The organism is Paenibacillus glycanilyticus, assembly GCF_030161375.1.
Lineage (GTDB): Bacteria > Bacillota > Bacilli > Paenibacillales > Paenibacillaceae > Pristimantibacillus > Pristimantibacillus glycanilyticus_B.
Genome location: NZ_BSSQ01000002.1, coordinates 12,196 through 37,122, shown reverse-complemented (window position 1 = coordinate 37,122; position 24,927 = coordinate 12,196). Strand labels below are relative to the sequence as shown.

Below are 24,927 nucleotides of genomic sequence, written 5' to 3'. Positions count from 1 at the left end.
CCTTATCCTTCTAGTGAATATCCCGCTTCTTGAACCTGCCGCCCTTCACGTCGTGAATGTTGCCAACGGCTAGAAACGCAACCGGGTCCAGCTCCTGAACAATGGATTTCATCTTCGCTTCCTCAAGACGGGTAATAACGCAAAAAATAATTCGTTTTTGCCCGCCGGAGAAGCCGCCTTCCCCGTGAAGATAGGTGACGCCGCGCCCAAGCCGGTCCATGATGGCGGAGCCGATCTCTCTCGACTCCTCGCTGATGATCCAGACGGCTTTGGATTCTTCGAAGCCTTCCATCGTAATATCGATCATTTTGTAGGCAATATAATAGGCAACAAGCGAATACATCGCGCGGTCCCAGCCGAATACAAAACCCGCGCTGCCAAGAATAAATAAATTAAAAAACATAACAATCTCGCCAACTGAAAAAGGAAGGCGCTTGTTGAATAAAATCGCGATAATCTCCGTTCCGTCGAGCGAGCCTCCGAACCGGATTACTATGCCTACCCCAATCCCTAATATAACTCCTCCAAATATCGATGCGAGGAAATATTCTTCCGTCAGAGGCGGAACCGGATGAAGCAAAAACGTGCCAAGCGACATGACGCTTACCCCGTACAGGGTAGACATTGCAAATGTTTTGCCAATCTGTTTGTACCCCAGTACCAGAAAAGGCAAGTTAAGAAGGAATAAGAAAATACCCAGTGGCAGGCCAGTCAAATGGGATACCATGATTGAAATCCCGACGATCCCGCCATCAATAATGTGATTTGGGACCAAAAAAATCTCAAGTCCCACTGAAACGAGCACCGCCCCTAGCGTAATAAACAACGCCCGGCGCAACAACTCCAGCTTAGGCAGCTTTAAATGCTGTGCATGTCCCGTCATATGTAAGCTTGTTCCTCCCCTCGAACACGCTGATTATAATTATTTTACCTTAATAAACAAGATATTCAAAGACCAGACCGTGCAGAATATAGCAACTTGCCGGAGTTCCCGCCAACTAAATATGTAAATGTCCTTCCATCGCACAAAAAAGCGGCTGTGCGAATTTATGCGCACAGCCGCTTTTAACGATTAGCCGATTACTGCAAATGTCTCTACGCCGGATGGAATGGTTCTTGTACGGAACAAAGCTCCGTCAAAGCTGCGGAAAATCCGGATCGTATACACGACTGTCGTTAAAGTAGTAATGTTGTTGAAACGAACGACGCCAAAACGGTCGAAGTTTGCGGTAGATACAACGGTATTTCCTCTGAAAAGCCTTGCAAAAAATCCAGTCGTATTAAAAGGAATCCCTTCATCCGTAACCCACACAACCGTTAAGCGGCTAAAGATTGGACCGGATTGCTGAGGAGCTAATTGAGCCGCTCTTTTCACAACTCTCGCTTTTCCGCCAGAAGGACTTTTAAGAGTCGGTTTGATTCTTTTCGCCATATAATCACTCTCCCTCCTAATTCTTTATTAGGATATTCAGAGAGTGATAGGTTGGTATAGATAGAATCCTATTCGCGGAAGTCCAAAATCATAATTCCTTCACGATGGTCAAATGGAGTTCATCCTTTAATTCCAAGTCATACGGTGATGCCGGCTCGCGGCCGTCAGCTTCCCGGATAATTCGAACCCTCGGCCGATGCAGGGCAAGCTCGCTGTTAAGCGACACTACGCCAACCTGGCCGGAGCTAAGAAGCACCGTCGTAGACACCGGATAGATCGAAATATGTTTGCAGAACAGCTTAATCAAATCAAAGTCGAAATAAGTATTGCCGGCAGCAAACAGGAACTCAATCGCCTCCGAAGGCGTATGCCGCTTGCGGTGCGGTCTTGGCGAAGTGAGCGCGTCGTATACATCCGCAATCCCGACGATTTGGGCATACATATGGATATCATCCCGTTTGAGCCTGCGCGGATACCCCGAGCCATCGTAACGTTCATGATGCTGGAGCGCGCAATGCGCCGATACGATGGAAATATCGTGGTACTTCCGCAAGATATCAAAGCCTTCCTTCGTATGGCTCTCCATAACAACCCGTTCATCCGCCGTCAGAGGCCCCACCTTCTCGATCAGCTTCTGCGGGATCTTGGTCATGCCGATATCGAACAGCAATGCACCAATGCCCAGCTCCTCCAATTGATTCCGGTTATAGCCCTTTGCAATTCCGAGCACCCCGGCAAGCATCGCCACATTCACGGAATGATGGAACAAATACGCGTCAGCAACGTGGATATTCGTCAAATTAACCATCATGTTAGGTCTCGCCGTCAAATCGGTCATAATCTGACCAAATACGTTTCGGAAGGTCCGCCCCAAATCCGGAGCGATTGCCCGGCCTTTCATGATAACGGACTGATCCTTAAAAGTATTCATCGTCTTGTAGATCGCTTCTACCGCCTGCCTGCGGGTCTCGTCCCGGAGCGTCTCTTCGGGAATAAGATCCTCTGTCTTGCCATCTTCAATGTAAACAACGTCGACGCCTAAATTCTGCAGCCGGTTTATATAACGATCATTTAATTCTACACCTTCACCTAGCAAAACCCGTCCATTATCTTGAAAAATAGGTTTTGCCAGCTTGTCCCCAGGTTTGACCGATCCAATTTGCAATTTTCTCATCGCCCATACCTCTTTCAGTCCATACTAGTACGAAGCTATTTTATCAGATATATGGAGGGCTGACTATCATGGAAGATAATGTCCCATTGGCAGAAAAAACTCGGCTTACCAAGTTCGATTTCCCTTAGTTGCCGAGTTTCTCTTCATGCAAGCTTCCGCTTCACGATTCGGTTGCGTCCGCTGTATTTCGCTTCGTATAGTGCGGAATCCGCCTGTGTCAATAGCTCTCTCAAAAAGGCTTTCGGTTCGTCCAGCGCCCGCTGATCGAACTGCTCCACCGACACAACGCCCATGCTGATCGTTACTTTGACCGACTGACTGCCATACTTGACGGCATTGTGCTCGACGGATTCCTTGACCATCTCGGCAATAATGTCCGCTTGCTCCCGATTGGTATGCGGCAAATAGACCGTAAACTCTTCTCCGCCATACCGGGCCAGGAGATCGGCGGTGCGCAGCGTTGCTCTAACCGCATCCACCGTAGCGCATAACACTTCATCGCCGACAAGGTGGCCATATTGATCGTTAATCGATTTGAAGAAGTCGATATCAAACAGGAAGATCGAAAAAGGAATGCCGTACCGGACATTTACGGCTAGTTCATGCTCAAGCTGCTGCAGCAAATACCGTCTGTTATAGCAGCCCGTTAATCCATCGGTTATCGCCATGTATTCCAGCTTCTTATTGGCTTGGAACAACTCGTCCTGCATCGCCAGCAGCTCGCGGTTCCGGTCATGCAGCAGCTCATTTTGCAAGTTGGTCTCATCGACCAGCATGCGAAGCTCGGTGACATCATGGAAGGTCAATAATCTGCCAAGCCGTTCTTTTTTCTTATGGCTCAATATAGGAGCGGATTGTACAACGATATAGCGATAGTGTCCGTCGCTTTGGAGAGCGATCTCCAGCTCCTGCCGATCCATCGGCCGCTCTTTCGAACCTTCCAGAAATTCATCGAATTCCCTTCGGATCGGATTGGGAAGATGGACCGCCAGCGCCTCCGGCGTAAATCTATCGCCAATTCTAGACTTCAGAATCGGCTTCATCACTTTATTGAATTCCAGTACAAACCCGTTCTCATCCAGCACGATAATGCCGGTCGAGATGGTATTCATAACGTCACGCTGCACAATTTGAATGATGTCGAAAACACGGTGTCTGGTGATGGCGTGTACGAGGTATACAGCAGACAAAGCAATGCCCACTGAGAAGATGGAGAAATAAGCGGAAAAATAATTGATGAAGATAATATTGACCAAAAAATCGCCTAGTCCAAACAAAACAAGAACAAATACGCCGTTCATGGCGGTCCGGACAAGCATCTGATGCCGGACGGAAACTCCCCTGCGTATCGTATACCCCATCACGAATAACGAAACAAGAATATATGAGAACAGCTGGACGATCATGTACCAGAATAGCGGTCCGCTTTGAAGCGACTTGACCCCCAGCTGTTCGTCAATGGAGAGAAACAGATGATTCGGATTTATGACGACGCACAATACGGATAGGAGAGCCGGCACGGATAGCAAAACGATTCTGCGCGTGCGGATCACCTTGGCTTGTCCCGTCATAAACACGACAAATATAAACCAGCCTACGCCAACGAGCGACAATCCGACGTAAGAGCCCGAAAGATAAAAAAGCCTGTAAGAAGATCCAGGCATTGTTTGAGCTATAAATTGAGTAAGCGGCCAAACCATCAGTACGAGATGAAGCGCGAAATAAATTTTGTGCAGCACGGTTATGGCGCCTACAGCAAACACGTAAACAAACAAACCGAGCAATACGAGGAACATGCTAAAATCCAGCCACATCATCGATTCCAATACGGTTCACCCATCCATTGACTATCCATCTATTGCCATTGTAGCAAATGTTATTTCAATCGACAATTACTTCCATAGGACTAAATTATTAATTTTTGGAAGTAGTAGGCCAAAGGTCCGATAACATCTGTTCCAAGGACGGCGAAATATGAAGGAAGTTCTTGAACTGCTCATATTGCTCCCATTTCTCCCTAGAAGCTCCCTGCCCGCCGCGAACGGCACGAATCAGCAAGTTTTTAGGCGTATGCTCTGGATCAACAAACTCCAGCATTTGAACTTTATAGCCAAGCACTTCAAGCAGATTGCCGCGTGCCGCGTCCGTCGCCAGTGCGGAGAAACGTTCCTTCAGAAGGCCTTGCGACAGAATCGGCGACAATACTTCGCTCTCAACCTGTCTAAACAGTTCATGCTGGCAGCAAGGAACCGACATAATAACCGAAGCTCCCCATTTCACCGCTTTGGCAAGCGCCGCATCCGTCGCTGTGTCGCAAGCATGAAGCGTAACAACCATGTCTGCTTCATTTAATTCCTCGTAATCGGCGATATCCCCAACGAGGAATTTAAGGTTGCCATACCCAAGCCGATCGGCTAATTCCTGGCAAAACGCAATAACGTCCGCCTTCAAATCCAGTCCGATAATGGAAATCTCCCGCTTTTGTTCTACGGCAAGCAGATGGTATAAAGCAAAGGTCAAATACGATTTGCCGCAGCCAAAATCAACGATGGTAAGCGGCTTGTCCGCAGGAAGGGCGGGAAGCACGTCCGTCACCATCTCTAGGAAACGGTTGATCTGCCTGTACTTGTCTTGTTTCTTCGCATGCACGGCGCCATCCTTGGTCATGATGCCCAGCTCTACAAGAAACGGCGCGGCCGTCCCTTCTGCGAGAATCCGGTTTTTCTGGCGGTTATGCTGCAATTCCGCACCGGCTTTAGCCGCGCCGGTTGGCGCTTTGCTAAGAACAGTTGCTTTTCCTTTTTTGTTAAACAGCAATTGAATATCTGCCGTAGGCGTCTTGAACAAAGCCTGTTTATAATCGTTCTCCAGCAATTCCGTAATTCTCTCCGCTGCCAGCTCGGGCTTGACGTTATCATGAGTCACCTTGTTGCTGTAATGGTACTCGAACTGCAGATGAAGCCCGTTCTTCAGTTGCACCGGCCGTACCACGGTCTTAGGTGCAGCCGCTCCGTCTTTGCGGCGGAGCTGGCTAAGCGTCCCCTGCAGCAGTTCTCCCGCTTCTACGATCGTTTGTAATTGCTGCTGCCATTGTTCTGTCATTCGTCATGTCACTCCTATAGATCTTTGCTTTCTTATGCTTGCAGCGATTCAAGCCCATACTGGACTTCCTCGCGCGGCAATCCGCCAGCTTCCAGCCGCTCGTCTTCGCAGAACAAAATTCGGCGGTAAAAGGCTTCCACTTCCTCTTTGGCAATAACCTCGTCTTCCAGCAGCTCGTATAGCACGTCTTCCGCACGCGCGAATTGGCCTTCTCCCTCAAGCCATTCCGCTTGAAGCTGCTTTGCGTGAGCGGGAAGCTCATACGCTTTCAGTTGCTCCAGAAGTTGTTCTGCTTCCTTTGTTGGATTTACAATCGTTGGCTCTGCGCCAACTAGCGACAACCGCATGAAGAGCTGCACGGCTTTCAATCCCGACACAAAACTCGCGTCCTCATTGCCCAGCTCGGCATGCAACTCCGACTCCTGCTTGAAGGTAACGGCGATCGCCTGGATTTTGTCCGTCTCAATAATTCCGTTAGTGGTCAATACGGCCATCAAATCTTTATCGGACAAGGAACGGATCAGCTTGCCGCTTAATCCGAACCTTTTGTCCAAGAGCTCATCGATCACTAGCAAGGCTTCCTGATGTTTGAGCTCCCGCTTCAACTGCAGTATCTGTCCGATCGCTTCCGTCATCTGCTCAATCATATTCATTAGATAATCGCGGCGAAACATCCCGGTTCCCTCCCCTCAAGATTAACCAAGCTTAGAGATAAAACGCTGTACGGCTTCAACAAAAGCTTCCGGCTGTTCAACCATGCTCATATGGCCGGCATTCATAATCTTCTCCTGATTGACCTCTGGACCGTCAACAACAAACGTTTTTTCCGCCGGAATAATCTGATCCTGCTCCCCGGCCAGAAGAAGCAACGGCAACGAAGTTCTCTTCAGCACCTCCGTGCGGTCCGGGCGGACCTTCATCCCTTTAGCCGCGCCAACCGCGCCGCTTGCGCTTGTCCCTCTGCCAATTGCAATGGATCGCTCAACCGATTCCGTCATCGTCAATTTATTGTCCGGGGAATAAAGCTTTGGTACAAGCCCTTCCACAAAAGCGGAGACACCGTCCTTCTTGATGGCTGCTACCGCGTTATCCCGATTGTCCTTGGCTGGCTCGCTGTCCGGCAGCGGCGTCGAATGGACAAGACCAAAGGCAGTAAGCTTATCCTCGTAACGTTCGGCGAAAGCAAGCGCGATGTATCCGCCAAGCGAATGGCCAAGCACGCAGGCCTTGTTTATATTCAGCTGATCCAGCATGGCCGCCAGATCGTCCGCATACAATTCCATAACATTCGTCTCATCCGGACCGGTCTCTTCGGAAGAACCCCCATGTCCGCGCAGATCAAGAGCAATAATGCGGGCTGCGGCTCCAAGCGGCTCGACTACCCGTTCCCAGTAAGCCGAGCTTCCGCAATAACCGTGCAAGAGCACAACTACCGGCAATTGACCGGCTCTGGAATCGTAATAAGCTAATGACGTGCCGCTAGGCAGCGTAAGTGTTTGGTTAGCGATGGACAATTGAGTCATGGATTGACCTCCTGGAATGAAAGTTGTTGTTGCGCGTTCCAAGCTTGATCCACTTGCTCGGCTACCGTGTCCGCCATCTGCAGCACGGCATACAAGGAAGTGGTTTGAAGCGTCATATACGGTTTATGGCTGCTGGCATTCACGACGCCGGCGATGCTGTAATGGCCAACTGCCGGTAATCTGGCGCCCGTCGCCTGACCCGGTGTCAGTGGCCCCTCCGCCGCAATATATCCTCCAACGGACTGCGGTTTGCCCAAACAGGCATCTACCGCAATCACTACCGCGTGCGGAACGGATTGCTGAATGGCCGCCATTGCTTCCGCGAACCGCAACGCGTCGCAAGGCCGCCGTAACGTCCCGAAGACATGGGGCCAACCGCGCTCTTCGAGCTTGGTGCCTACCAAAGGGCCGAAGCAATCCCCCGTCGAACGGTCCGTACCAATACATACAAATACGACTTGGCTGCGGTCTGGATGCCTGGCCGCGACTTGTGCGAGAAAAATCCGCAGGTTATCCGCCCCCGTACCCGTAACCTTTCCCGTACCCGAAATATCGCTTGTTTGCCCTAACATGTATACACCTGCTTTATGTCGTTCAAATGTTCTGATTCTCTCATTGTACCCGAATTCAGGCAAACGGTTCAATTTGCGGGCATGGGATAAGCGAAATATGTTACAATGACGAGAACTGCGAAAGACTAATGAAAGACAGGAGAGGGGAATTAACATGGTCAATCTCGAAGAGCAAACCCAGCAAAACGTAGAATTTATGATTGAAACCATTAAAACAAAGCTTAGAATGGCGACTGCTGCAGCAATGCAGGCTTCCCACTTCAACGTTGATCAATACGAGGATATCCGCGACTTGTATGAGGTTGTTGCTTCAAAAGATAAATTCAGCATCAGCGAAGTTGAAGCGCTTGTATCGGAGCTCGGCAAGCTGCGCGTCAAGTAAGTTTTACTCAAAAGCACCGGCCGTTTGATTGGCCGGTGCTTATTAATGGCCGGACTTCCGAACGAAGCCGCTAGTCCTAGCTTCATGCTACCCATTATTAAAAAGCAATAATTATAATCACAATATTTACCACAAAAAGACATTATCTAGCATTAATCGACACAAGCGTTAAAATCCCATTAAAAAGAGGAGTGCTGTCTCCCAGTTCAGCACTCCTCTTTGCTTGTTGTTATTCGTTTGATTCTTCCGATCCGGACGCCGGCTCAGCAGACTCGATCGACAAGCTGATCTGTACCTGCTTCTGCTCGCCCTTCAGGAAGAACGCCAGACGTTCCAGCTTCTCCGCCAGTTCTGAGCCGGTCAGCGTTGTATTCAACTGATAGTTGAAACGGTCCGCAGGCTGCTCTTCCTGTTGAACATATCCCGTCTGGCCGCGCCATGAACGTTCTTTGACGCCGCCTTGCTGCAAAGGCAATTGATCCTGCATCGGATAAAACTTGTCCGATTTATTTACAACACGCTCGTAAATACGCAACTTCTTAAGCAGCATATAATATTGCGCGGAATGCTTGAAATTCCATGCTTCCCGAATATCCTTCAGCGTGTAATCCATCTTCCAGCGCTTCAGCTTCTCAATCTGCTCCTCGCTGCTAAGCTGCAAGAAATCATCTAAAGGCATAATTGCTTCCGGCATCTTGACCCCTCCGTTAACCTGAAATAAAGTCCAGATAAGCGTTGACTTTCCCCTTTATCAAGAAGAACACGTATCTTTCATAAAAATATAACAATACGAATAGTTTATATTTTCATATAAAAAATACCATAATTTTTTACGATTTACAAATTAATTTCTTTACAGATTTCATATTTTGCACAATCCTCATATTGAAAAATCCGCCATATTTGTCCAGTAAGACAAATATGGCGGATTTTTATAGTTATTACGCCTGTTTCAAGCCAAAATAAGTCAGGAAACGGTGGAATGCCGCATTTCCTTCTTCGTTTTGTTTGAACACGCCGGCGTCCTTCAATACCTCGGAGAACTTGGCGCCTGTCTCGTTCTCAACAAGGGCCTGCGCTTCTTCTTGCGAGTTGGCTGTGCCGTAACGGGCTACGAGCGATTCAATCCACTCCGCATGAAGACGAAGCGGATGCTCCTGGCTGTGCAGCTCGCCATGGCGCGCTTCCGTTTGGCCAGTCAAATACGAAGCAATCTGCTCTAGCTCGGATTTCAACCGTCCCGGCAATACCGCCAGACCCATTACCTCGATCAAGCCGATATTTTCCTTCTTGATATGATGCAAATGCTGATGCGGATGGAAAATCCCCATCGGATGCTCTTCGCTGGTCCGGTTGTTCCGAAGCACGAGATCCACTTCATAAGCGCCGTCGTCAAGCAGTCTCGCAATCGGAGTAATCGTATTATGCGGCGTGCGGGTACCATCTCTGCCATTAGTGAACGCAAGCACATCTACGGCTTCATCGCTGTATTCGCGCCAAATATCGAGCATGCGGCTAGCGGCATTCAGCACATCTTCCTTGGAAGAGCCGTTCACGCGCACAACCGACATCGGCCAGTTCACAATGTTGAACCGCACTCCAGGAACGGAGGGATCGGTATAGGTAGCTGTCGTGTTCGCTTTCTCCATCGGGAACGTATGGCGTCCTGCCTGGAAGTGGTCATGGCTCAGAATCGAGCCGCCCACGATCGGCAGATCGGCATTGGAACCGATGAAGTAATGCGGGAACTGTTCAACGAAATCAAGCAAGCGCTTGAAAGTGCCATGCGAGATTACCATTGGTTCATGAACGCCTTTGAACACGATGCTGTGCTCGTTGTAATACACATAAGGCGAATACTGGAAGTACCATTGCTGGTTATCAAGCGTAAGCGGCAAAACGCGCAGGTTCTGGCGTGCCGGATGATCGGCGCGGCCGGCATAGCCGACGTTTTGCTCGCATAGCAGACATTTCGGATAATGGGCCTGCGGCAAAGTTTTGAGCAGCGCGATTTCCTTAGGATCCTTCTCCGGCTTGGAGAGATTGATTGTAATCTCCAGCGCGCCGTGCTCGGTCTCATGCTGCCAGTATTTATTTTTGTTGATGCGGTCCATCCGGATGTAGTTCGAGTCAATGCTCAGCTTGTAGAAGGCATCCGTTGCGGCCTTAATGCCTTCTTCTGCCGTAGTCCGGCGGAAAGCCGCAGCGGCTTCGGAAGGACGCGGCATAAGCAAGCCCATAATGCGGGCATCCAGCAGATCGCGGTAGGTCAGAATATTGTCTTCAATAAGTCCGATCGAATAGCCGTAATCAAGCAGCGGCTCCAGAAGCGATACCGGGCTGTCCAGTTGTTCTTCCGGAATGTCGCCTTCGTGCGGTTCCGTGAACTTGAACAGATCCAGCAGCGCATTACGCGAGAAATTAACATCAAGCGGTTCAATCATACCTTGGCGAAGGGCGAATTGGACAAGCCTGTCGATGAGGACCAGCGCTTCCGCTGCGGTAACGGTCGTGTTTTCTTTAACTGTCATGGTGTAAAAAGCTCCTTTCCGCTCCAACGCGGTTCCTTACTCGATGTAACCGTTAGGATGATTGACATGCCAATTCCAAGCGCTGAGGATAATAGCCTCCAGGTTAGCGCGCGACGGGTTCCAGCCGAGTTCCTTGCGGGCACGGTCCGAAGATGCGACCAGCGTAGCCGGATCGCCTGCGCGGCGCGGCTCGATAACGGCCTTGATCTCGCGTTCGGTTACTTTGCGGGCAATCTCAATCACTTCTTTGACGGAGAAGCCTTGGCCGTTGCCGAGGTTGTAGATCGCGCTTTCCGCGCCTTCTTGGCGGAGCTTATCAACCGCAAGGACATGGGCATCCGCCAGATCGCTCACATGGATGTAGTCGCGGATGCAAGTACCGTCCGGCGTCGCGTAATCGTCGCCGAATACAGAGATATGCGGACGTTGACCAAGGGCTGCCTGAAGCACGATAGGAATCAGATGCGTCTCCGGGCTGTGGTCTTCGCCGATTTTGCCGCTGGCATGCGCGCCTGCCGCATTGAAGTAACGGAGCGACACGTATTTGAGTCCGTGTGCCACGTCAAACCATTTCATCATTTTTTCCATCGCCAGCTTCGTTTCGCCGTATGTGTTCGTTGGAAGCGTGCGGTCGAATTCGTCAATCGGCACGTTCTCAGGCTCGCCATACGTTGCAGCCGTCGAGGAGAAGACGATTTTCTTCACGTCATGCTCGATCATTTTCTCAAGCAGGCAAAGCGTTCCGTATACGTTGTTGTGGTAATATTTCGCAGGGTTTGTCATGCTCTCGCCAACCAGCGAGTTCGCTGCGAAGTGGATCACCGCATCAATGCTGTTTTCTTTAAAGACGGTATCCATAAATTCCGCGTCGCGAAGGTCGCCAACGTATAGCTTGCCTTCCACAACCGCTTCCTTGTGACCTTGCTGCAAATTATCGACGATTACGATTTCCTCTCCGCGTTCTGCCAGTGCAGCCACGGCGTGCGAACCGATATAGCCCGCTCCTCCGGTTACTAATACTGCCATACTCCTCATCCCACTTTCTCTATATGTTTATTATTGAAGCTGTTCTACGCCGTTGCCGATGCTGCATACGTAGAAGTCAGGCGTAAGTCCCGTTGCTTCTGTATATTTGCGTCCTACTTCTTCTTTGAAGCGTTCGATGCTGTCTTCGTGAACCAGCGACACGGTGCAACCGCCGAAGCCCGCGCCAGTCATGCGCGAACCAAGTACGCCCGGCACTTGGCGAGCAGCCGCAACCATCGCGTCAAGCTCAGGACCGGTTACTTCGTACAAATCGCGGAGCGAATCATGCGAACCGTTCATGTATTGGCCAAAAGCCTCAAGATCGTTCGCCTTCAGCGCGTCCATGGAGCGAAGCACGCGGTCGATCTCTTCCACGACGTGCTGCGCGCGGTTGCGAACCACTTCGTCCTTGATCAGATGTTTGTTCGCATTGAACTGCTCCAGGTTGATTTGACCGAGAAGCTTCAATGCAGGGAATGCTGCCTGCAGGTCCACAACGGCCTGTTCGCATTGCTGGCGGCGTTCGTTGTAAGCGGAATCGACGAGACCGCGGCGTTTGTTCGTATTGCCGATCACCAGCTTGTAAGCGCCGGATTGGAACGGAACCAGTTCATATTCAAGCGTATCGCACATAAGCAGAATCGCATGGTCCTTCTTGCCGTTAGCAACCGCGAATTGGTCCATGATCCCGCATTGCACGCCATTAAATTCGTTCTCCGATTTTTGGGACAGAAGCGCGATTTCAACCGTGTCGGTCGGTTGGCCTTCCATAGTCAGAAGCGCGTAAGCCGTTACGACTTCAATCGAAGCGGAGGAGGACAAGCCTGCGCCGTTCGGAATCTCGCCATGGAAGAGCAGGTCATAACCGCTGCTGAATTTAATGCCTTTTTGCTCAAGCTCGAACACGATCCCTTTCGGATAGTTCATCCAGTCATCGGCTTCATCGTAAGCGATGTTGTCGATATCAAGCGACTTGGAAGAAGGGAAGTTTGTTGTTGCCAGACCCAGCTTACGGTCATCGCGCTTGCGGATCAGGAGCGTAGTGCCAAATGTCAGTGCTGCCGGGAATACATAACCGCCGTTGTAGTCCGTGTGTTCGCCAATCAGGTTAACGCGGCCCGGTGCGTGGAATGCTTTGATCTCAGCGGCTTCTCCGCCGAATTGTTGTATAAATTGTTGTGTAAGCTGCTGTGTAGATGCCATGCTTGCAACAGTCCTTTTTTGTATAATTTTAGAAGCCCTTTGTTCTATTTCAGTATAACCCAAGCAAGTACCGGAGCAAAATGGCTCAAAATGCTTTCAGCATGGATTTATGTGACTTTTAGCTTTGTGATTTGGCATGTTATGATGGATATTACCAACCCCACACCTTTAAGGCAGGTGCCGTTATCCATGAGGCAAGACACGTATAAAGTGGCTTCCAATCCCGTCATCACGTACAACGAACATATGAATGTATTGTTTGCAGGCGAGAGCCAAACCAAACCGTCCCACCAGCGCGGACCCAAAGTATATGATTTCTATCTCATGCATACCGTGCTTGAAGGCAAAGGAGAATTCACTTGCGGCGGCAAAAGCTATTCGCTGCGGGCGGGCAACACCTTTCTAATCGAACCGGAGCAACTCGTCAGTTATTCGTCCGACGCGGATGAGCCATGGCTATACCGCTGGGTAGCTTTTAACGGTCCGCAAGCCGTTGAACTTGTGCAGGCCGCCGGCTTTTCGGTTGCCACGCCGGTTAACGAGTCGGCCCGGATCAGACGCATTGCGGCGTTGTATCATCATATTTTCAGCGTGTTCCGCAAAAGCCAACCTGCGGCCCACATACAGGCGGCAGGTTATTTGCAGCTTCTGCTTGCCGAATTTTGCAGCGTCCACCAGCTGTCGGAAGATAATGCGGCACTTACTCATTTGGACGACACCGAGAAACTGATGCAGCAAATGATTCATTATTTGTCCACCCAATATGCCCAGCCTGTTTCCATTGAGCAGATGGCCGAATCCTTCGGTTATAACCGAGCTTATCTTTCTCGGATTTTCAAACGGTATACGGGGGAAACCCCGATTACTTTCCTGCTCAAGCTTCGCATCGACAAGGCCCGGCAAATGATACGCGAGCGGGAAGGGCTCACGATCGAGCAGATCGCCGCATCCGTCGGGCTGCAGGATTCCTTGTATTTCTCCAAACAATTCCGCCGCTTGTACGGTCAATCTCCTTCGGCTTACCGGGAGTCCGTGCGTCAAATGAAAACCTGACGGGTAATTAAAGGATAGTCCGTTTGGGGCATATTAACCGGTGAGGTGGTCTTATATGAAGGAGCTGCATAGCGGTCACTTGTTCTGGCCAGTTACTTTAGAGCAGCATAATAACTATCCTGCCGTTTCGGAGGGGCTGAAGGTACAGGTCGCGATTATCGGAGGCGGAATGTCCGGTTCCATATGCGCTTATGTATTGCAGAAAAACGGGCTTTCAACCGCCGTCTTCGAAAGAGATACGGTAGCCGGCGGGAGCACGTCCGCCAATACGGGTTTATTGCAATTCTCAAACGATATTATGCTATGCGATCTGATTGATCAGATTGGCGAGCAGGCGGCGGTGAAGTTCTACTCCGCTTGCGCAGACGCGGTCAAGCAAATCGGAAAGATAGCCGGCGAGTTGCCGCTTGACCCCCATTTCCTGCCGCGCAGCAGCCTTTATTACGCCAGCTCCGAGCAGGATAGGCCAAAGCTTCTGAAGGAATACGAGGCGCTTAAGCGAAACGGCTTCGACGTCAGCTTCTGGGAAGCGGACATGATCTTGAAGCATTTTCCGTTTAGCCGTCCGGGAGCCATTATTACGAATGGAGATGCCGAAGTGAATCCGTTCCGGTTCGTCCACGGTCTTGCGGATGCAGCCGCTTCATTCGGGGCTCGTATTTACGAACATACCGATATCGTATCGCATGAAAGCACGGCAGGCGGCAAACATCATCTAACCACTGCTTCCGGTCATGCCATTGAAGCCGATCACGTCATTTACGCGATTGGTTACGAACCGGAAGAGCTTCGCGGACAATTGATCAAGCCCCTCTTGAACCGTTCCTTTGCCGCGGTCACCGCCGTACAAGACAAGGAGAAATTGCTTCACTGGCATAACAAGATGTTTATTTGGGAAACCGCAAGGCCGTATTTATATATGAGGACAACGGTCGATGACCGCATCGTTATCGGCGGTCTTGACGAGAACACCCAGCATCCGGTCGACGGCGAACAGGCGCGAGGCAAGCGAATTGACAAGCTGTATGACAAGTTGACCGCTCATTTTCCGATGCTCGATGTCCCGTTTGAATACGAATGGAGCGCGACATTCGGAGAGTCCGTTGACAACCTCCCGTTTATCGGGGAAGATCCCGCGTTGCCAGGCGTTTATTATTGTCTCGGCTATGGAGGCAACGGAACAATATACAGCATGATGGCGAGCCATATCCTGCTTGATCTGATTAATAAGAAACAAAATCCGCTGGCTGATATCGTCGGACTAGGACGGCCAACGCTCCAATCTTGACAAACAAGCGGCTATGCAGGATGAGTCCTGCATAGCCGCTTGTTGCATTCCTTCGTGATATCAGGTGCCCGAGAAAATCCGTGTTGCCCCATTTTGCCTGTAGATTCCTTCGGCAATGCCTAGACGCGATAAGTTCGGACCGCCATCTTTGTCCAGAATCGATTTGCTTTCATCCGTATTCACAACAACGATAATTGCGCCTTCCCGAATGGAATCGCGACAAGAAGCCGCTTCCTGTTCGTCCAGTCCAAGCGCCCTCATGGCGCTCTCCATTGAATCCTCGTCACCGAAGGTATCATCGCCCGTATAGCTGCCGCCAAGGGCTGTAAATCCCGCTGCTGCGAAGCCGGAATTCCACGATCCGCCGCCGTTTAGTCCAATCGCCGGGATAAATGCCGCTCCTGTCCAGGCTTTATTGTGATCCCCATCTGCTTCGTTTGTTGATGCCAGCTCTGAGAGTTCATCTACATGAACATCACTTTCCGATTCAATACGCCGGGAGTGCTCGCTGTTCTTCGCGAGAATTTTCAATTCTCCTTGAACGAAGCCTGCCTGCTCCAGGCTATTGACCGTATCGATCACCTGTTGCTGTGATGCAAATGCGCCGATTAACTTTGCCATCGCTATCATCCTCCTCATCGTCTTTCTAGGTAGTTATACCCTTAATTTGCGGCAATCAATCTCGGCAGCAGGAAGGTTGTGTAAGTAAGCGGTTCAGGGTATGATGAAGAGTAAGCGACATGGTTTTCGGAGTTTAGACAAGAACAAGCAGGAGGTACATAATGATTCATCGGATGCTGCGCTATCCTGATGCGCAATGGGAATGGCATGTGCTGCAGCAGGAATGGCTTCCTCTGGAGACGGCCCAAGAGCTTCCAAGTCGCAAGGACAATCGAAAAAAAGACGAGACGTCAAAAGCATCTATGACATTAATGACACCTCCTGGATCAGAAGAAGACGCGCTCGAGCTGATGGCTTGCAAACGGCTTCTTCCGGAATGCGCTAGCTGGCTGGACGACTGCTGGGGACGCAAAATGAACCAAATCTCGGTTGCCCATTCGGCAAACCTCGGTACAATCGTATCGGGAACAATCATGCTCCAAGCTTCCGAGCAGCAGAGCGATGTGCAGCCGTTCCACTTCTGGCTGACAAACGAGAGGATCGTTACTTTGCATAGCGACCTGCGCCTAATGGTTCGTCTGCAGTCCGAATCGGTAACCACCCGCATAACGGACTGCAAATCCGCGCCCGAGGCTATGTTTGTTATGCTGGGGCATCTGCTCGAGCCTTTTCATGAAGGGCTGGACGGCTTCGAGAAGCGGCTTGGTGAGCTAGAACAATCCATGCGCATATCGAACCGTACGGGACTGCTCGATGTCATTTTTGAACGGCGTTATGATTTATTGCACTGGAGTCATCTGTTTATCCCCATTCGGGAAATCTATGGCGCCGCGCAGGAAGCTTTCATGGATACCCTCACGGAAACGGACGAGTTCAAACGGACAACCTACAAGCTGGACCGGATTGAAGGGTTGCTGAAGCATTATGCTTTGGAGATTGACACCCTTATTTCCATGGACGACGCCCTATCGAGCTTCCGCGGCAACGATATTATGAAGACGCTGACGATCTTCACCGTTATTTTCACGCCTGCAACGGTAATCGGCGCTTTGTGGGGAACCAACTTCTCCCCGCTCCCGTGGGATACCCATCAACTTGGATTTATAGGCATGTGTGTCGTTATCTTCTTTATTACGGTCCTCATCTATGTATGGCTGTGGCAAAAAGGATGGACCGGAGACCTTCTGACCGGCCGGGATTCCAACAAGAAAAAGCAGGCGCGTATCTTTATGATTGAGGAAGCGCAGCCCGAAAGCGTTACGGAACCTGATCTATCCAGAATGTCTCGCAAGAAACGATCCAAGACGATATAACAACTAAGTATATACATAAAGCAAAGCCGGGCATCCAATGCCCGGCTTTTTTTGCACCCCTCCAATAGCCCCTACATAGAATACATAATCAGCCCATGGAAAGAGCGGAGGGATCCGTATGGCAAGGACAACTAGAAGGTCCAATGTAACAACGACTTTACCAAGGCCTATGCGACAAGGCCAACCGCAACAATTCGATCTCCGCATTGCTCTATTTCTTGCCGGTATTGCTGGACAGACCTACTCGCAATTTGAGAATAAGGACGGCCTTTTTCTTGTTCCGCGTGGTTATCAGATGACCGGAGCCTTCTCTGCCAAAGCTTATGATAACAGCGAAGAACGCTTTGGCTTTGTTTTGCAATCGGAACGTTCTTCCGTTCTCGCCTTCCGCGGATCAGGCTCTGCCGTGGACTGGGTATCGGACTTTATTGCCCAGCAAACCACCTACCGTCCGGTCAAAAATGCCGGCCAAACGCATAAAGGGTTCACCGATATTTACAATTCAACCCGGGGTCAAGTGCTTGAATTAATCGGACAACTGCCGGTAGAGAAGCCATTGTTCATTACGGGGCATAGCCTTGGCGGAGCGCTTGCTACCTTGGCTGCACTCGACATCGCCGCTAATACGGCATTTACCGCTCCCATCGTCTACACCTTTGGCGCTCCGCGAGTTGGTGATCCAAGATTCGTCAAGCTGTACAACAACACCGTCGAAACGCATTGGCGGCTTCAAAATGAAAACGATATTGTTCCCCATCTGCCGCCGCTCGTTTACCAGTCGCCGGATACCAAAAAGACTTATTTCTATATGCATGTAAAAGGCGAAGTCAAACGTTCCTTCCGAATGGGTTCCGTCTCGGGCAATCATATCTTAAGCAGCTATTTTGCCGATTTATGCACAGACGAACCCGAATTCGCCGAAGCCGTTTGCTCTGAACCTCCTGGCTGGTGCCCGTTAACCTAGCCTAGTCTAACCTAACCGAACCCGCACCAGATAAACAAAACTCCGCAGCGATGCGGAGTTTTGTATTGTTCGTTTATTAAGACCAAGATTGAAGAAGCCAGTTACGCACCCGATTAATCGTTTTATCCAAATTACATACCGAGTCCTGATCGACATAAGGCGTTTGATGACAGAAATAATGAGCATGTCCGCCGATTAACGGAATCCCTTCAACGATCGACGGCGAATATTTGAACCGGTTCCAGCGCGGAACCGCGGAGCCAGCCGCTGACCATCCTCCCCAGGTTCCAATCCGGCTGATGGGATCGCTTAACTTCCCTTCCTGATCAACTGAATGGAGAAAACACACTTTATCCCTCAGCTCCGGATGAATCGGGATACGCGGCGAACCGACCTGAACGATGCGGAAATTACGGTTCAAACGCTGCTGATGAAGCATTTTCCCCGCTTGGTAAGCCGCTGCTCCTCCCCCGCTATGCCCGATAAAAAGCATGGGCTCATTATCGCTTTGCATCGTTTCGCTGATTTGGCGAAATGCCGCGCGACCGCCAATACGCCCCATTGACATGCGGTTGGTCAGATCGGTTCCTACTTCAACAATTTGCCTGTACAGATTTCGGCTAACATCCCCATAAGGGTGCAGAACATGAATAATCGGTTCCCGCCCATCCGCCCGGAACAACCGGTCGAGCTGGTTCCGGCATTCATCGAAATAAACTTTAGTTGTAGCAACGCCAGCCATCAGATATATCTGTATCGTTGAACTGCTGATCGCTGTCATAAATTCATCCCTCCGTTCATGCTGTCTAAATGGAATTGTGTACTTTCATTATGCGGGGGGAATAGCGGTTTCATTCCTGAATATAGATGTCAATTCCATTCCAGTTCATCTGGTAGCCAAGTTCCTCCGTTACCATGTCAAGGGGAAGAGCGTTAATATCCCGCCATAGCGGGAACAAACCGTTCACTTTGTATCCGCTCCATATTTTATGCGGCAGAAAAGGAACCCGCGCCACTCTAGGCATAACGCCGTCCCGCCTCGTTAATTGAACCGTACCATCCTCCAGCGTTTCTACGTCCACTTGCAGTATCCGGCTGAAAAACTCTTCATCCGCATAAAGCTCCCCATCTTGTTCAAAAATGTGCCCCCGGTACGTGAATATTTGATTCACGGCACCCTGAGTATTGCCTTCCGCAGGGAGATCTTCTATTCGGCTCAAATAGTAGGGACTAGCGGTAGCCTGCTTGTAAGCTCCTATAAGCTGCCGCTCGCCCGTGATGGAATAATCATTGATACGGCGTACTTCGTTATATTCCTCGATATTGTTCACGTCGAAGTAGTATACGGCCTTCACTCTCGGGTATAACTCTTGAAGATTCATGTATAAGCGGTTGATCTTGGAGATAGCAAACGCATTGTCCCGCTTGTCATCCGTAACCGTGTAGTGGGTTGCTCCGTACTCGGACAGTTGAATCGGCTTTGACCGGCTGAAACGGTTATATACATAATCCATCATTTGAAGCGGATCTTCAAATGCAGACCGCTCCTTCAAATTGCCGTTATGGTATTTTACGTTATAGATATTGATTCCAACCCAATCTACGTAAGCATCTCCCGGATAATAATCCTCAATGGGCCGCTCCGGAACATTCAGCACCGTCCACACCATTGCAATTTTGGGAGCTCTTTGCTCAAAAATGCGATAAACCATTCTCCAAGTCTCAATGTATCGCTCGGGATCACCGCTATAATTCGTCCAGGTTCCGTTCATTTCGGAAGCAAACCGAACAAAAATCGGTACATCCGCTTCTCTAGCCGCATCGGCAAACCCTCTCAAATAAGCATCGTCCTTGACCTCGTCAAGTCCATGGTTAGGCTCCCAAGCAATTTGGGGAAAAGCGCCCTCCGCCTTGACTTCGCGAACCCATTCGGACGGGAACGGCTCTCCGTAACCCACATATTTAAAGAAGCTGGCATGCCGTTTCCCTGCGATTTGATTAAATTCAGCCATACTGTAATGAATGGTTGGATTCTGAAGCACATACGCGCCCAAATAGACCCCGTTCACCGGCTCCCATTTGGCTAGTTTGTAATTGGGATGCGAGGAGTTTACATGAATCGTCCACTGCGAATAACGGGCTTCTTCTCCATCCAGGGCAGAAGCATAGGCGCTTATTTCGGCAGGCGGAATATGTTTTCTAGCAGCGCTTTCCGCGCCCTCAAGCATAATAAAGAGAGCGCAAACCAGCATCAGGCCGGGTAGCGTGCGGCGATGCCTTAACCAATTATTCAGCAGGGAGATCCCTCCTCTTCTCTATTCCAAGGATGAAACAAAGAAGAGGCATTTATACGTAGCTGAGCAGAGAGTCTGCCATATGAAAAAGACTGCCTCTATCTAGTCTTGGAATAGACTAGTTAAAGACAGCCTTTGCAGCATTCATTAAACACCCATTTTTTTACGTTGGTTGTTTACTTTTTTTGTATTTTGGCTCTTCATAGCCTGCGTAGCGGTCGATTGATGCTGCTGACCGTTTCCGTTTTGCCCTTGCTTCTTCTGAGCAAGAAGCTGCTTCGCGCGTTCTGCTTGCGTAAGCGGCTTAGCTTGTGCTTGTGCCGGCGCTTCAGCCTCAGCTTGAGCTTCGTTATGTTCATTGGCGGACATATGATCACCTCGCTTTAATGTACTCAGCATATCAAGTCACACGTCAATCGGCAAGCCCCCTGGCCGGGACTTTGCGAAGTTGTACGACACTGACTCTCGCCAGAATGGCTACAAGTACCAAAAGCTGCGGAATCGTTGTCTCCCAAGTCGGGTATACGCCAAGGAAACCAATGGTTGCAAGCGACTCTGAAGAATGCGCCGGGAGCCAGGAAGCTACCTGAAGCGAGTGAATGCTTTCGCCAAGGAAACGGACGACCAGGTAGTAAATCAAAGCCGACGCCGTTAGGAAAAACGGCCGGATCGGCAGCTTCGCGCTGAACCGGATAATCGCAAAGCCGATCAGAAGGAGAAGGAGAAAGGTCACCGCAATGCCAATGATCATCTGAACGGGATCAATGGATCCTGCCATCCCGACATAGAAGATCGTCGTCTCCGCTCCTTCCCGCAATATGGCAAGACCCGAAACGATAAACAAGGACCACAAACTTCCTTTTGCAAGCGCGCTGCCCATCCGGTCATCGATATATTTGTTCCATGCTTGCAAGTTGGATTTTTTATGAAGCCAGTTGCCAACGGATAACATCAACAGGACGGATACAAGACCCGTTATCCCTTCCATCGCTTCGCGCGCGCTGCCTGCCGTCGCCTCGGCTATTACCGTGGTCAGCAATACGGCTAACCCAAGGCTCAGGAGGAGGCCGGTCCAAACCCCTGACCACACCCATACATTTTTTGATTGGTTATTGGTGCGTTTCAAATAAGCAAGCAACGCGGCCAAGACGAGAATCGCCTCGAGCCCTTCGCGCAGCAGTATCATCCCGGCATCCCATGCCGTATATTTGGCCACCGAAGTCATCGGCTGGAGCTGGCTTCGAATCTGCTCGATTACCGCTTCCGCACGGTCCGGTGAAGGCGTGGCTGCCAGTAAATATTTGGACACATCGGTCATCTTGATCTCGATATCCTGATAAGCCGCGGCCGACCGGATTTGAACCTGGCCTTCAACAGCTGGCCAATTACTGATGAAGGACTGCATCTGACTGTCTGCTTCCTCGTAACGGCCCGCTTCAATGTCGCCGGAAGCTTGATTCAGCGTCGCAATTAAATCCGCAATGGTTAACTCGTTTGATCCACCTGTTGCGGCTGCCGCTATCTTCCCATCCTTATAGTCTTGAATGATGGCAATGAAAGCTGCCGTATGGGTATCGGCATCCTCAGCCCGCGGAGGTTCGGCTTGAAGAGCAATCCGAATCATGCTCATGCTTGTTTCCAATTTGCCATAGACCGTAAAATTATCGCCGCGTATCGACTTCTCAATTGGCGGCCAGCTGTCATTGATTTGCTTATAAACGGCATTCGCCATTTCCCATTGCCCGCTCTGAATGCTGCTATGCAGCTTCTCCGCAAGCGGCAGAAGACCCGCTGCAGCCTCTTTCCCCGAGAGTGCCGGATTTTCGGCTGTTTTCTCGCTTTTTACAAACGTATTCACCGCTTTGGCGAGCGCAGATAGAGCTGCCTTCGACTCGTCAGGTTGATCCGCCGCTTGCTCGAGTGCCTCCGTCGCATGCGCCAACGCTGCTGTGACATCGGAAGTATCCGCCTTCGTCTGCGTCTTCAACTGCTCCCAGCTTTCGCTCGCTTGCCGGATATGCTCCTTCGCATCTTGCCAATCTCCTTCGCCGGCCGCTGCTAATGCTCCGCCAACCAACGGGAGAAGCTTATCAAGCTGTCCGGACGAATTGGCCTCCGCAGCAGAGACTGTCTGGATAAGGCCGATAGACGGGGCGGCCGATACAATCCATACAGCAAGGAAAAGCAGCGATAATCGGGAGAGCCAGGCTCTAGGTTGAGGTTGTTTAACCATCTCTTGAGAAACTCCCTTCTACAATAACGTATCGCCGATATAACCGCCCTCGCGTACGCCGGGGAAGCAGGCAAATACGGCGCTTCCGTTATGGACGATATATTCGTTAAGGGCATCCATTTGCCCAAGCTTTTGCTGCATCGGTATAAATTGCTTGCGCGTATCGCGGTTATAACAAATAAATAAGAGCCCTGCGTCGAATTGTCCCGTCCGGTTATCCATGCCGCTTGAGTAAGAATAGGAACGCCGCAAAATTTTGACCGAACCGTTTCCGCGAGCGAGCGCGACATGAGAATTGACTGGGATTAACGGTTTCCCTTTCCCATCCTTCCGGCTGAGGTCAACCGGGTCGAATTCCTTCTTGGAGCCGATTGGCGCTCCGCTGTCGCGATGGCGTCCGAACGTCGCTTCCTGATCGCCAAGAGTGGACCGGTCCCATACTTCAACGCGAATTCGGATACGGCGGACAATCATATAACTCCCGCCTGCCATCCATGGCGTACCGTCTCCGCTCTGTGCCCATACAACCTCGTTCATGACCGCTTCGTCTTTCGTATCCGGATTTCCCGTTCCGTCTTTAAATCCCATCAGGTTGCGGGGAGTAGCCCCTGCAGAATCGGCGCCGCCGGTACGCTGAAAGCCCTCTTGCGTCCAGCGCAGCACCGCCTTGCCTCTTGCGATGCGGGCCAGATTGCGTATCGCATGAAAGGCAATTTGCATGTCGTTCGCACTCACCTGAACGCCGATATCTCCGCCGCACCATTCTTCTCGCAGCTCGTCTCCGCCAAAAGCCGGCAAATCCGCAAGTACGGCGGGCCGTTTGGAGGCCAGGCCAAATCTAGCATCAAAGAACGAAGGTCCAACGCCAAACGTAATGGTTGTTTTTGAAGGGTTCAGTCCAGCAGCCTCTCCTGTATCCGTAGGAGGAAGATTCGGATTATCGTTAACCTCCCCGATCATGACCCCTTTCGCCATTGCTGCGGAAGCTTCGGTCCAGCTCTTAAACAGCTTGCGAACGTCGTCTATCGAGTTAGTTGTTAGATCAAAACTAGCGAACATCAGAAAATCCTGGGGCGGTGTCGTAATTCCGGCTTGATGTTTGCCGTAAAAATCAATCTGGTCTTCGCTGCTCGGCTTGGCTGCACCAAGGGCGGTGCTGCCTTTTGCTCCAAATATCGCCCCAACGCCTGAAGCGCCAAGCAGTAGCCCGGCGCCTCCAACACCGGCAAGCCGCAACAAATCTCTACGGCTGACCGGTTTCTCCAATATGCTATCTCCAGCATGTTTCTTGTCGTCTGTCGTCATTTCATTACGCTCCCAGAATCGTTCCCATTTGCGACAACGGCTCGGCAAGCGCATCAAGCAACTGACTCAGCTTCTTCGTATCTTCCTCTTTCAGATCGGTATACGAAACATATCCGTCTCCGCTCTTATACGTTGCAAGAGCCTGTTCCAGATTGTCAAAGCTAGTGCCGATTTGCCCTTCCAATTCTGCATCCTGCTTATTCAGTTCCGCTTTAAGCAGTTCGTAGATTTTTCTCGCGCCTTCCACGTTAGCTGCGAAATCATAAAGATCCGTATGCGAGTACCGCTCTTCTTCACCGGTTACTTTCGAGGAAGATACTTCGTTAAGGAGCTCTACCGCTCCTGTTACGAGCAAGCTTGGCTCTACTTCAACCGTCTCAATCAAGGCACGAAGCGTCTTTGTATCGTCAAGCAGCTGGGAGGCATAGTCCTCGGCCCCGGCGGTTGTGTTGTTCACCCACAAAGACTGCTCGATGCGGTGGAAGCCTCTCCAGTCTTTCTCCTCCACATCGTTCTCGCGCGCATCAATATTCGGGTCCAGATCGCCAAGCGCTTCCGCGATTGGTTCGATTCGTTCATAATACATGCGAGTTGGCGCGTACAACGACTTCGCCGTCTCCACATCCCCGGATTTTACCGCTTGAACAAATTTATCCGTCTCGGCAACCAGTTTATCCGTCTGATCAAGGGCGAAATCACGGTATTGCCCGGTAATCTCGTCCCAATTCTCCACCTTAGAAGCGGATTGCTCCGTATTCGTTGAAGCTTCCTTCGCTTGATCCGCTCCGTTATTGTTTGAGCCGCATCCCGCAAACACGACCGCGCTTGCGAGCATAACTGCCGCTAATTTCGTTTTCATGTATCCTTAACCCCTCACCCATTAATATGTAATTCGGCAATGAACTACCAAT

24 protein-coding genes are annotated in these 24,927 nt (G+C 50.6%); 5 read left to right on the top strand and 19 right to left on the bottom strand.

Going from position 1 to position 24,927, the window contains the following annotated elements:
• Positions 1-10: 10 nt before the first annotated feature.
• The 8 genes from QQK89_RS03200 to yyaC all read right to left on the bottom strand — a co-directional run bounded on the left by QQK89_RS03200 (position 11) and on the right by yyaC (position 7,803).
• Positions 11-883, bottom strand: coding sequence for a YitT family protein (locus QQK89_RS03200; RefSeq protein ID WP_284236992.1), 873 nt, complete (start codon positions 881-883; stop codon positions 11-13).
• 189 nt (positions 884-1,072) lie between these two features.
• Positions 1,073-1,432, bottom strand: coding sequence for a hypothetical protein (locus tag QQK89_RS03195; RefSeq protein ID WP_284236991.1), 360 nt, complete (start codon positions 1,430-1,432; stop codon positions 1,073-1,075).
• Between the two features lie 88 nt (positions 1,433-1,520).
• Complete coding sequence (locus QQK89_RS03190; RefSeq protein WP_284236990.1) at positions 1,521-2,606, bottom strand: HD-GYP domain-containing protein; 1,086 nt, start codon at positions 2,604-2,606, stop codon at positions 1,521-1,523.
• 143 nt (positions 2,607-2,749) lie between these two features.
• Entirely contained in the window at positions 2,750-4,423 is a 1,674-nt protein-coding gene (locus QQK89_RS03185) for a histidine kinase N-terminal 7TM domain-containing diguanylate cyclase (RefSeq protein WP_284237097.1), read from the bottom strand.
• A 97-nt stretch (positions 4,424-4,520) separates the two neighbouring features.
• On the bottom strand, positions 4,521-5,708 hold the full coding sequence (locus tag QQK89_RS03180) for a class I SAM-dependent methyltransferase (protein ID WP_284236989.1): 1,188 nt from the start codon (positions 5,706-5,708) through the stop codon (positions 4,521-4,523).
• Between the two features lie 32 nt (positions 5,709-5,740).
• Positions 5,741-6,382, bottom strand: coding sequence for a DUF6483 family protein (locus QQK89_RS03175; protein ID WP_284236988.1), 642 nt, complete (start codon positions 6,380-6,382; stop codon positions 5,741-5,743).
• A 21-nt stretch (positions 6,383-6,403) separates the two neighbouring features.
• Positions 6,404-7,231, bottom strand: coding sequence for an alpha/beta fold hydrolase (locus tag QQK89_RS03170; protein ID WP_284236987.1), 828 nt, complete (start codon positions 7,229-7,231; stop codon positions 6,404-6,406).
• Positions 7,228-7,803: a spore protease YyaC gene (yyaC, locus tag QQK89_RS03165; protein WP_284236986.1), complete on the bottom strand. Its 576-nt coding sequence runs from the start codon at positions 7,801-7,803 to the stop codon at positions 7,228-7,230. The genes QQK89_RS03170 and yyaC overlap by 4 nt, the downstream gene beginning before the upstream one ends.
• Positions 7,804-7,957: 154 nt before the next feature.
• Here yyaC and QQK89_RS03160 point away from each other — a divergent pair, with 154 nt between their 5' ends.
• Complete coding sequence (locus QQK89_RS03160; protein WP_284236985.1) at positions 7,958-8,185, top strand: DUF1128 domain-containing protein; 228 nt, start codon at positions 7,958-7,960, stop codon at positions 8,183-8,185.
• Between the two features lie 229 nt (positions 8,186-8,414).
• Here QQK89_RS03160 and QQK89_RS03155 read toward each other — a convergent pair whose 3' ends face one another.
• The 4 genes from QQK89_RS03155 to QQK89_RS03140 all read right to left on the bottom strand — a co-directional run bounded on the left by QQK89_RS03155 (position 8,415) and on the right by QQK89_RS03140 (position 12,945).
• Complete coding sequence (locus QQK89_RS03155; protein WP_284236984.1) at positions 8,415-8,879, bottom strand: hypothetical protein; 465 nt, start codon at positions 8,877-8,879, stop codon at positions 8,415-8,417.
• Positions 8,880-9,126: 247 nt separating this feature from the next.
• Positions 9,127-10,716 carry a UDP-glucose--hexose-1-phosphate uridylyltransferase gene (locus QQK89_RS03150; RefSeq protein ID WP_284236983.1) on the bottom strand — a complete coding sequence of 530 codons (1,590 nt, stop codon included), beginning with the start codon at positions 10,714-10,716 and terminating at the stop codon, positions 9,127-9,129.
• 36 nt (positions 10,717-10,752) lie between these two features.
• On the bottom strand, positions 10,753-11,742 hold the full coding sequence (gene galE, locus QQK89_RS03145; protein ID WP_284236982.1) for a UDP-glucose 4-epimerase GalE: 990 nt from the start codon (positions 11,740-11,742) through the stop codon (positions 10,753-10,755).
• Between the two features lie 30 nt (positions 11,743-11,772).
• A complete protein-coding gene (locus QQK89_RS03140; RefSeq protein WP_284236981.1) occupies positions 11,773-12,945 on the bottom strand; it encodes a galactokinase in 1,173 nt (390 codons plus the stop codon).
• A gap of 189 nt (positions 12,946-13,134) precedes the next feature.
• On the opposite strand from QQK89_RS03140, the gene QQK89_RS03135 reads away from it, so the two are divergent.
• Positions 13,135-13,998, top strand: coding sequence for an AraC family transcriptional regulator (locus QQK89_RS03135; RefSeq protein WP_284236980.1), 864 nt, complete (start codon positions 13,135-13,137; stop codon positions 13,996-13,998).
• Positions 13,999-14,053: 55 nt separating this feature from the next.
• Entirely contained in the window at positions 14,054-15,286 is a 1,233-nt protein-coding gene (locus QQK89_RS03130) for an NAD(P)/FAD-dependent oxidoreductase (protein ID WP_284236979.1), read from the top strand.
• Positions 15,287-15,346: 60 nt separating this feature from the next.
• Here the strand turns inward: QQK89_RS03130 and QQK89_RS03125 are convergent, their stop codons facing one another.
• Positions 15,347-15,907, bottom strand: coding sequence for a general stress protein (locus QQK89_RS03125; protein WP_284236978.1), 561 nt, complete (start codon positions 15,905-15,907; stop codon positions 15,347-15,349).
• Positions 15,908-16,068: 161 nt separating this feature from the next.
• On the opposite strand from QQK89_RS03125, the gene QQK89_RS03120 reads away from it, so the two are divergent.
• Positions 16,069-17,220, top strand: coding sequence for a magnesium transporter CorA family protein (locus tag QQK89_RS03120; RefSeq protein ID WP_284236977.1), 1,152 nt, complete (start codon positions 16,069-16,071; stop codon positions 17,218-17,220).
• Positions 17,221-17,338: 118 nt separating this feature from the next.
• Positions 17,339-18,184, top strand: coding sequence for a lipase family protein (locus QQK89_RS03115; RefSeq protein WP_284236976.1), 846 nt, complete (start codon positions 17,339-17,341; stop codon positions 18,182-18,184).
• A gap of 76 nt (positions 18,185-18,260) precedes the next feature.
• Here the strand turns inward: QQK89_RS03115 and QQK89_RS03110 are convergent, their stop codons facing one another.
• The 6 genes from QQK89_RS03110 to efeO all read right to left on the bottom strand — a co-directional run bounded on the left by QQK89_RS03110 (position 18,261) and on the right by efeO (position 24,875).
• Positions 18,261-18,965 carry a hypothetical protein gene (locus tag QQK89_RS03110; protein WP_284236975.1) on the bottom strand — a complete coding sequence of 235 codons (705 nt, stop codon included), beginning with the start codon at positions 18,963-18,965 and terminating at the stop codon, positions 18,261-18,263.
• A 70-nt stretch (positions 18,966-19,035) separates the two neighbouring features.
• Entirely contained in the window at positions 19,036-20,412 is a 1,377-nt protein-coding gene (locus QQK89_RS03105) for a glycoside hydrolase family 26 protein (protein ID WP_284236974.1), read from the bottom strand.
• Between the two features lie 213 nt (positions 20,413-20,625).
• A complete protein-coding gene (locus tag QQK89_RS03100; RefSeq protein WP_284236973.1) occupies positions 20,626-20,847 on the bottom strand; it encodes a hypothetical protein in 222 nt (73 codons plus the stop codon).
• A gap of 43 nt (positions 20,848-20,890) precedes the next feature.
• Positions 20,891-22,711: an FTR1 family iron permease gene (locus QQK89_RS03095; RefSeq protein ID WP_284236972.1), complete on the bottom strand. Its 1,821-nt coding sequence runs from the start codon at positions 22,709-22,711 to the stop codon at positions 20,891-20,893.
• 18 nt (positions 22,712-22,729) lie between these two features.
• Complete coding sequence (gene efeB / locus QQK89_RS03090) at positions 22,730-24,016, bottom strand: iron uptake transporter deferrochelatase/peroxidase subunit (protein ID WP_284236971.1); 1,287 nt, start codon at positions 24,014-24,016, stop codon at positions 22,730-22,732.
• A 4-nt stretch (positions 24,017-24,020) separates the two neighbouring features.
• Entirely contained in the window at positions 24,021-24,875 is an 855-nt protein-coding gene (efeO, locus tag QQK89_RS03085; RefSeq protein WP_284236970.1) for an iron uptake system protein EfeO, read from the bottom strand.
• Positions 24,876-24,927 lie beyond the last annotated feature (52 nt).

Bases quoted from the DNA above. Each gene is read 5' to 3' on its own strand.
- QQK89_RS03200 (WP_284236992.1), bottom strand. From the start codon at position 883: ATGACGGGACATGCACAGCATTTAAAGCTGCCTAAGCTGGAGTTGTTG.
- QQK89_RS03195 (WP_284236991.1), bottom strand. From the start codon at position 1,432: ATGGCGAAAAGAATCAAACCGACTCTTAAAAGTCCTTCTGGCGGAAAA.
- QQK89_RS03190 (WP_284236990.1), bottom strand. From the start codon at position 2,606: ATGAGAAAATTGCAAATTGGATCGGTCAAACCTGGGGACAAGCTGGCA.
- QQK89_RS03185 (WP_284237097.1), bottom strand. From the start codon at position 4,423: ATGATGTGGCTGGATTTTAGCATGTTCCTCGTATTGCTCGGTTTGTTT.
- QQK89_RS03180 (WP_284236989.1), bottom strand. From the start codon at position 5,708: ATGACAGAACAATGGCAGCAGCAATTACAAACGATCGTAGAAGCGGGA.
- QQK89_RS03175 (WP_284236988.1), bottom strand. From the start codon at position 6,382: ATGTTTCGCCGCGATTATCTAATGAATATGATTGAGCAGATGACGGAA.
- QQK89_RS03170 (WP_284236987.1), bottom strand. From the start codon at position 7,231: ATGACTCAATTGTCCATCGCTAACCAAACACTTACGCTGCCTAGCGGC.
- yyaC (WP_284236986.1), bottom strand. From the start codon at position 7,803: ATGTTAGGGCAAACAAGCGATATTTCGGGTACGGGAAAGGTTACGGGT.
- QQK89_RS03160 (WP_284236985.1), top strand. From the start codon at position 7,958: ATGGTCAATCTCGAAGAGCAAACCCAGCAAAACGTAGAATTTATGATT.
- QQK89_RS03155 (WP_284236984.1), bottom strand. From the start codon at position 8,879: ATGCCGGAAGCAATTATGCCTTTAGATGATTTCTTGCAGCTTAGCAGC.
- QQK89_RS03150 (WP_284236983.1), bottom strand. From the start codon at position 10,716: ATGACAGTTAAAGAAAACACGACCGTTACCGCAGCGGAAGCGCTGGTC.
- galE (WP_284236982.1), bottom strand. From the start codon at position 11,742: ATGGCAGTATTAGTAACCGGAGGAGCGGGCTATATCGGTTCGCACGCC.
- QQK89_RS03140 (WP_284236981.1), bottom strand. From the start codon at position 12,945: ATGGCATCTACACAGCAGCTTACACAACAATTTATACAACAATTCGGC.
- QQK89_RS03135 (WP_284236980.1), top strand. From the start codon at position 13,135: ATGAGGCAAGACACGTATAAAGTGGCTTCCAATCCCGTCATCACGTAC.
- QQK89_RS03130 (WP_284236979.1), top strand. From the start codon at position 14,054: ATGAAGGAGCTGCATAGCGGTCACTTGTTCTGGCCAGTTACTTTAGAG.
- QQK89_RS03125 (WP_284236978.1), bottom strand. From the start codon at position 15,907: ATGGCAAAGTTAATCGGCGCATTTGCATCACAGCAACAGGTGATCGAT.
- QQK89_RS03120 (WP_284236977.1), top strand. From the start codon at position 16,069: ATGATTCATCGGATGCTGCGCTATCCTGATGCGCAATGGGAATGGCAT.
- QQK89_RS03115 (WP_284236976.1), top strand. From the start codon at position 17,339: ATGGCAAGGACAACTAGAAGGTCCAATGTAACAACGACTTTACCAAGG.
- QQK89_RS03110 (WP_284236975.1), bottom strand. From the start codon at position 18,965: ATGACAGCGATCAGCAGTTCAACGATACAGATATATCTGATGGCTGGC.
- QQK89_RS03105 (WP_284236974.1), bottom strand. From the start codon at position 20,412: ATGCTTGAGGGCGCGGAAAGCGCTGCTAGAAAACATATTCCGCCTGCC.
- QQK89_RS03100 (WP_284236973.1), bottom strand. From the start codon at position 20,847: ATGTCCGCCAATGAACATAACGAAGCTCAAGCTGAGGCTGAAGCGCCG.
- QQK89_RS03095 (WP_284236972.1), bottom strand. From the start codon at position 22,711: ATGGTTAAACAACCTCAACCTAGAGCCTGGCTCTCCCGATTATCGCTG.
- efeB (WP_284236971.1), bottom strand. From the start codon at position 24,016: ATGACGACAGACGACAAGAAACATGCTGGAGATAGCATATTGGAGAAA.
- efeO (WP_284236970.1), bottom strand. From the start codon at position 24,875: ATGAAAACGAAATTAGCGGCAGTTATGCTCGCAAGCGCGGTCGTGTTT.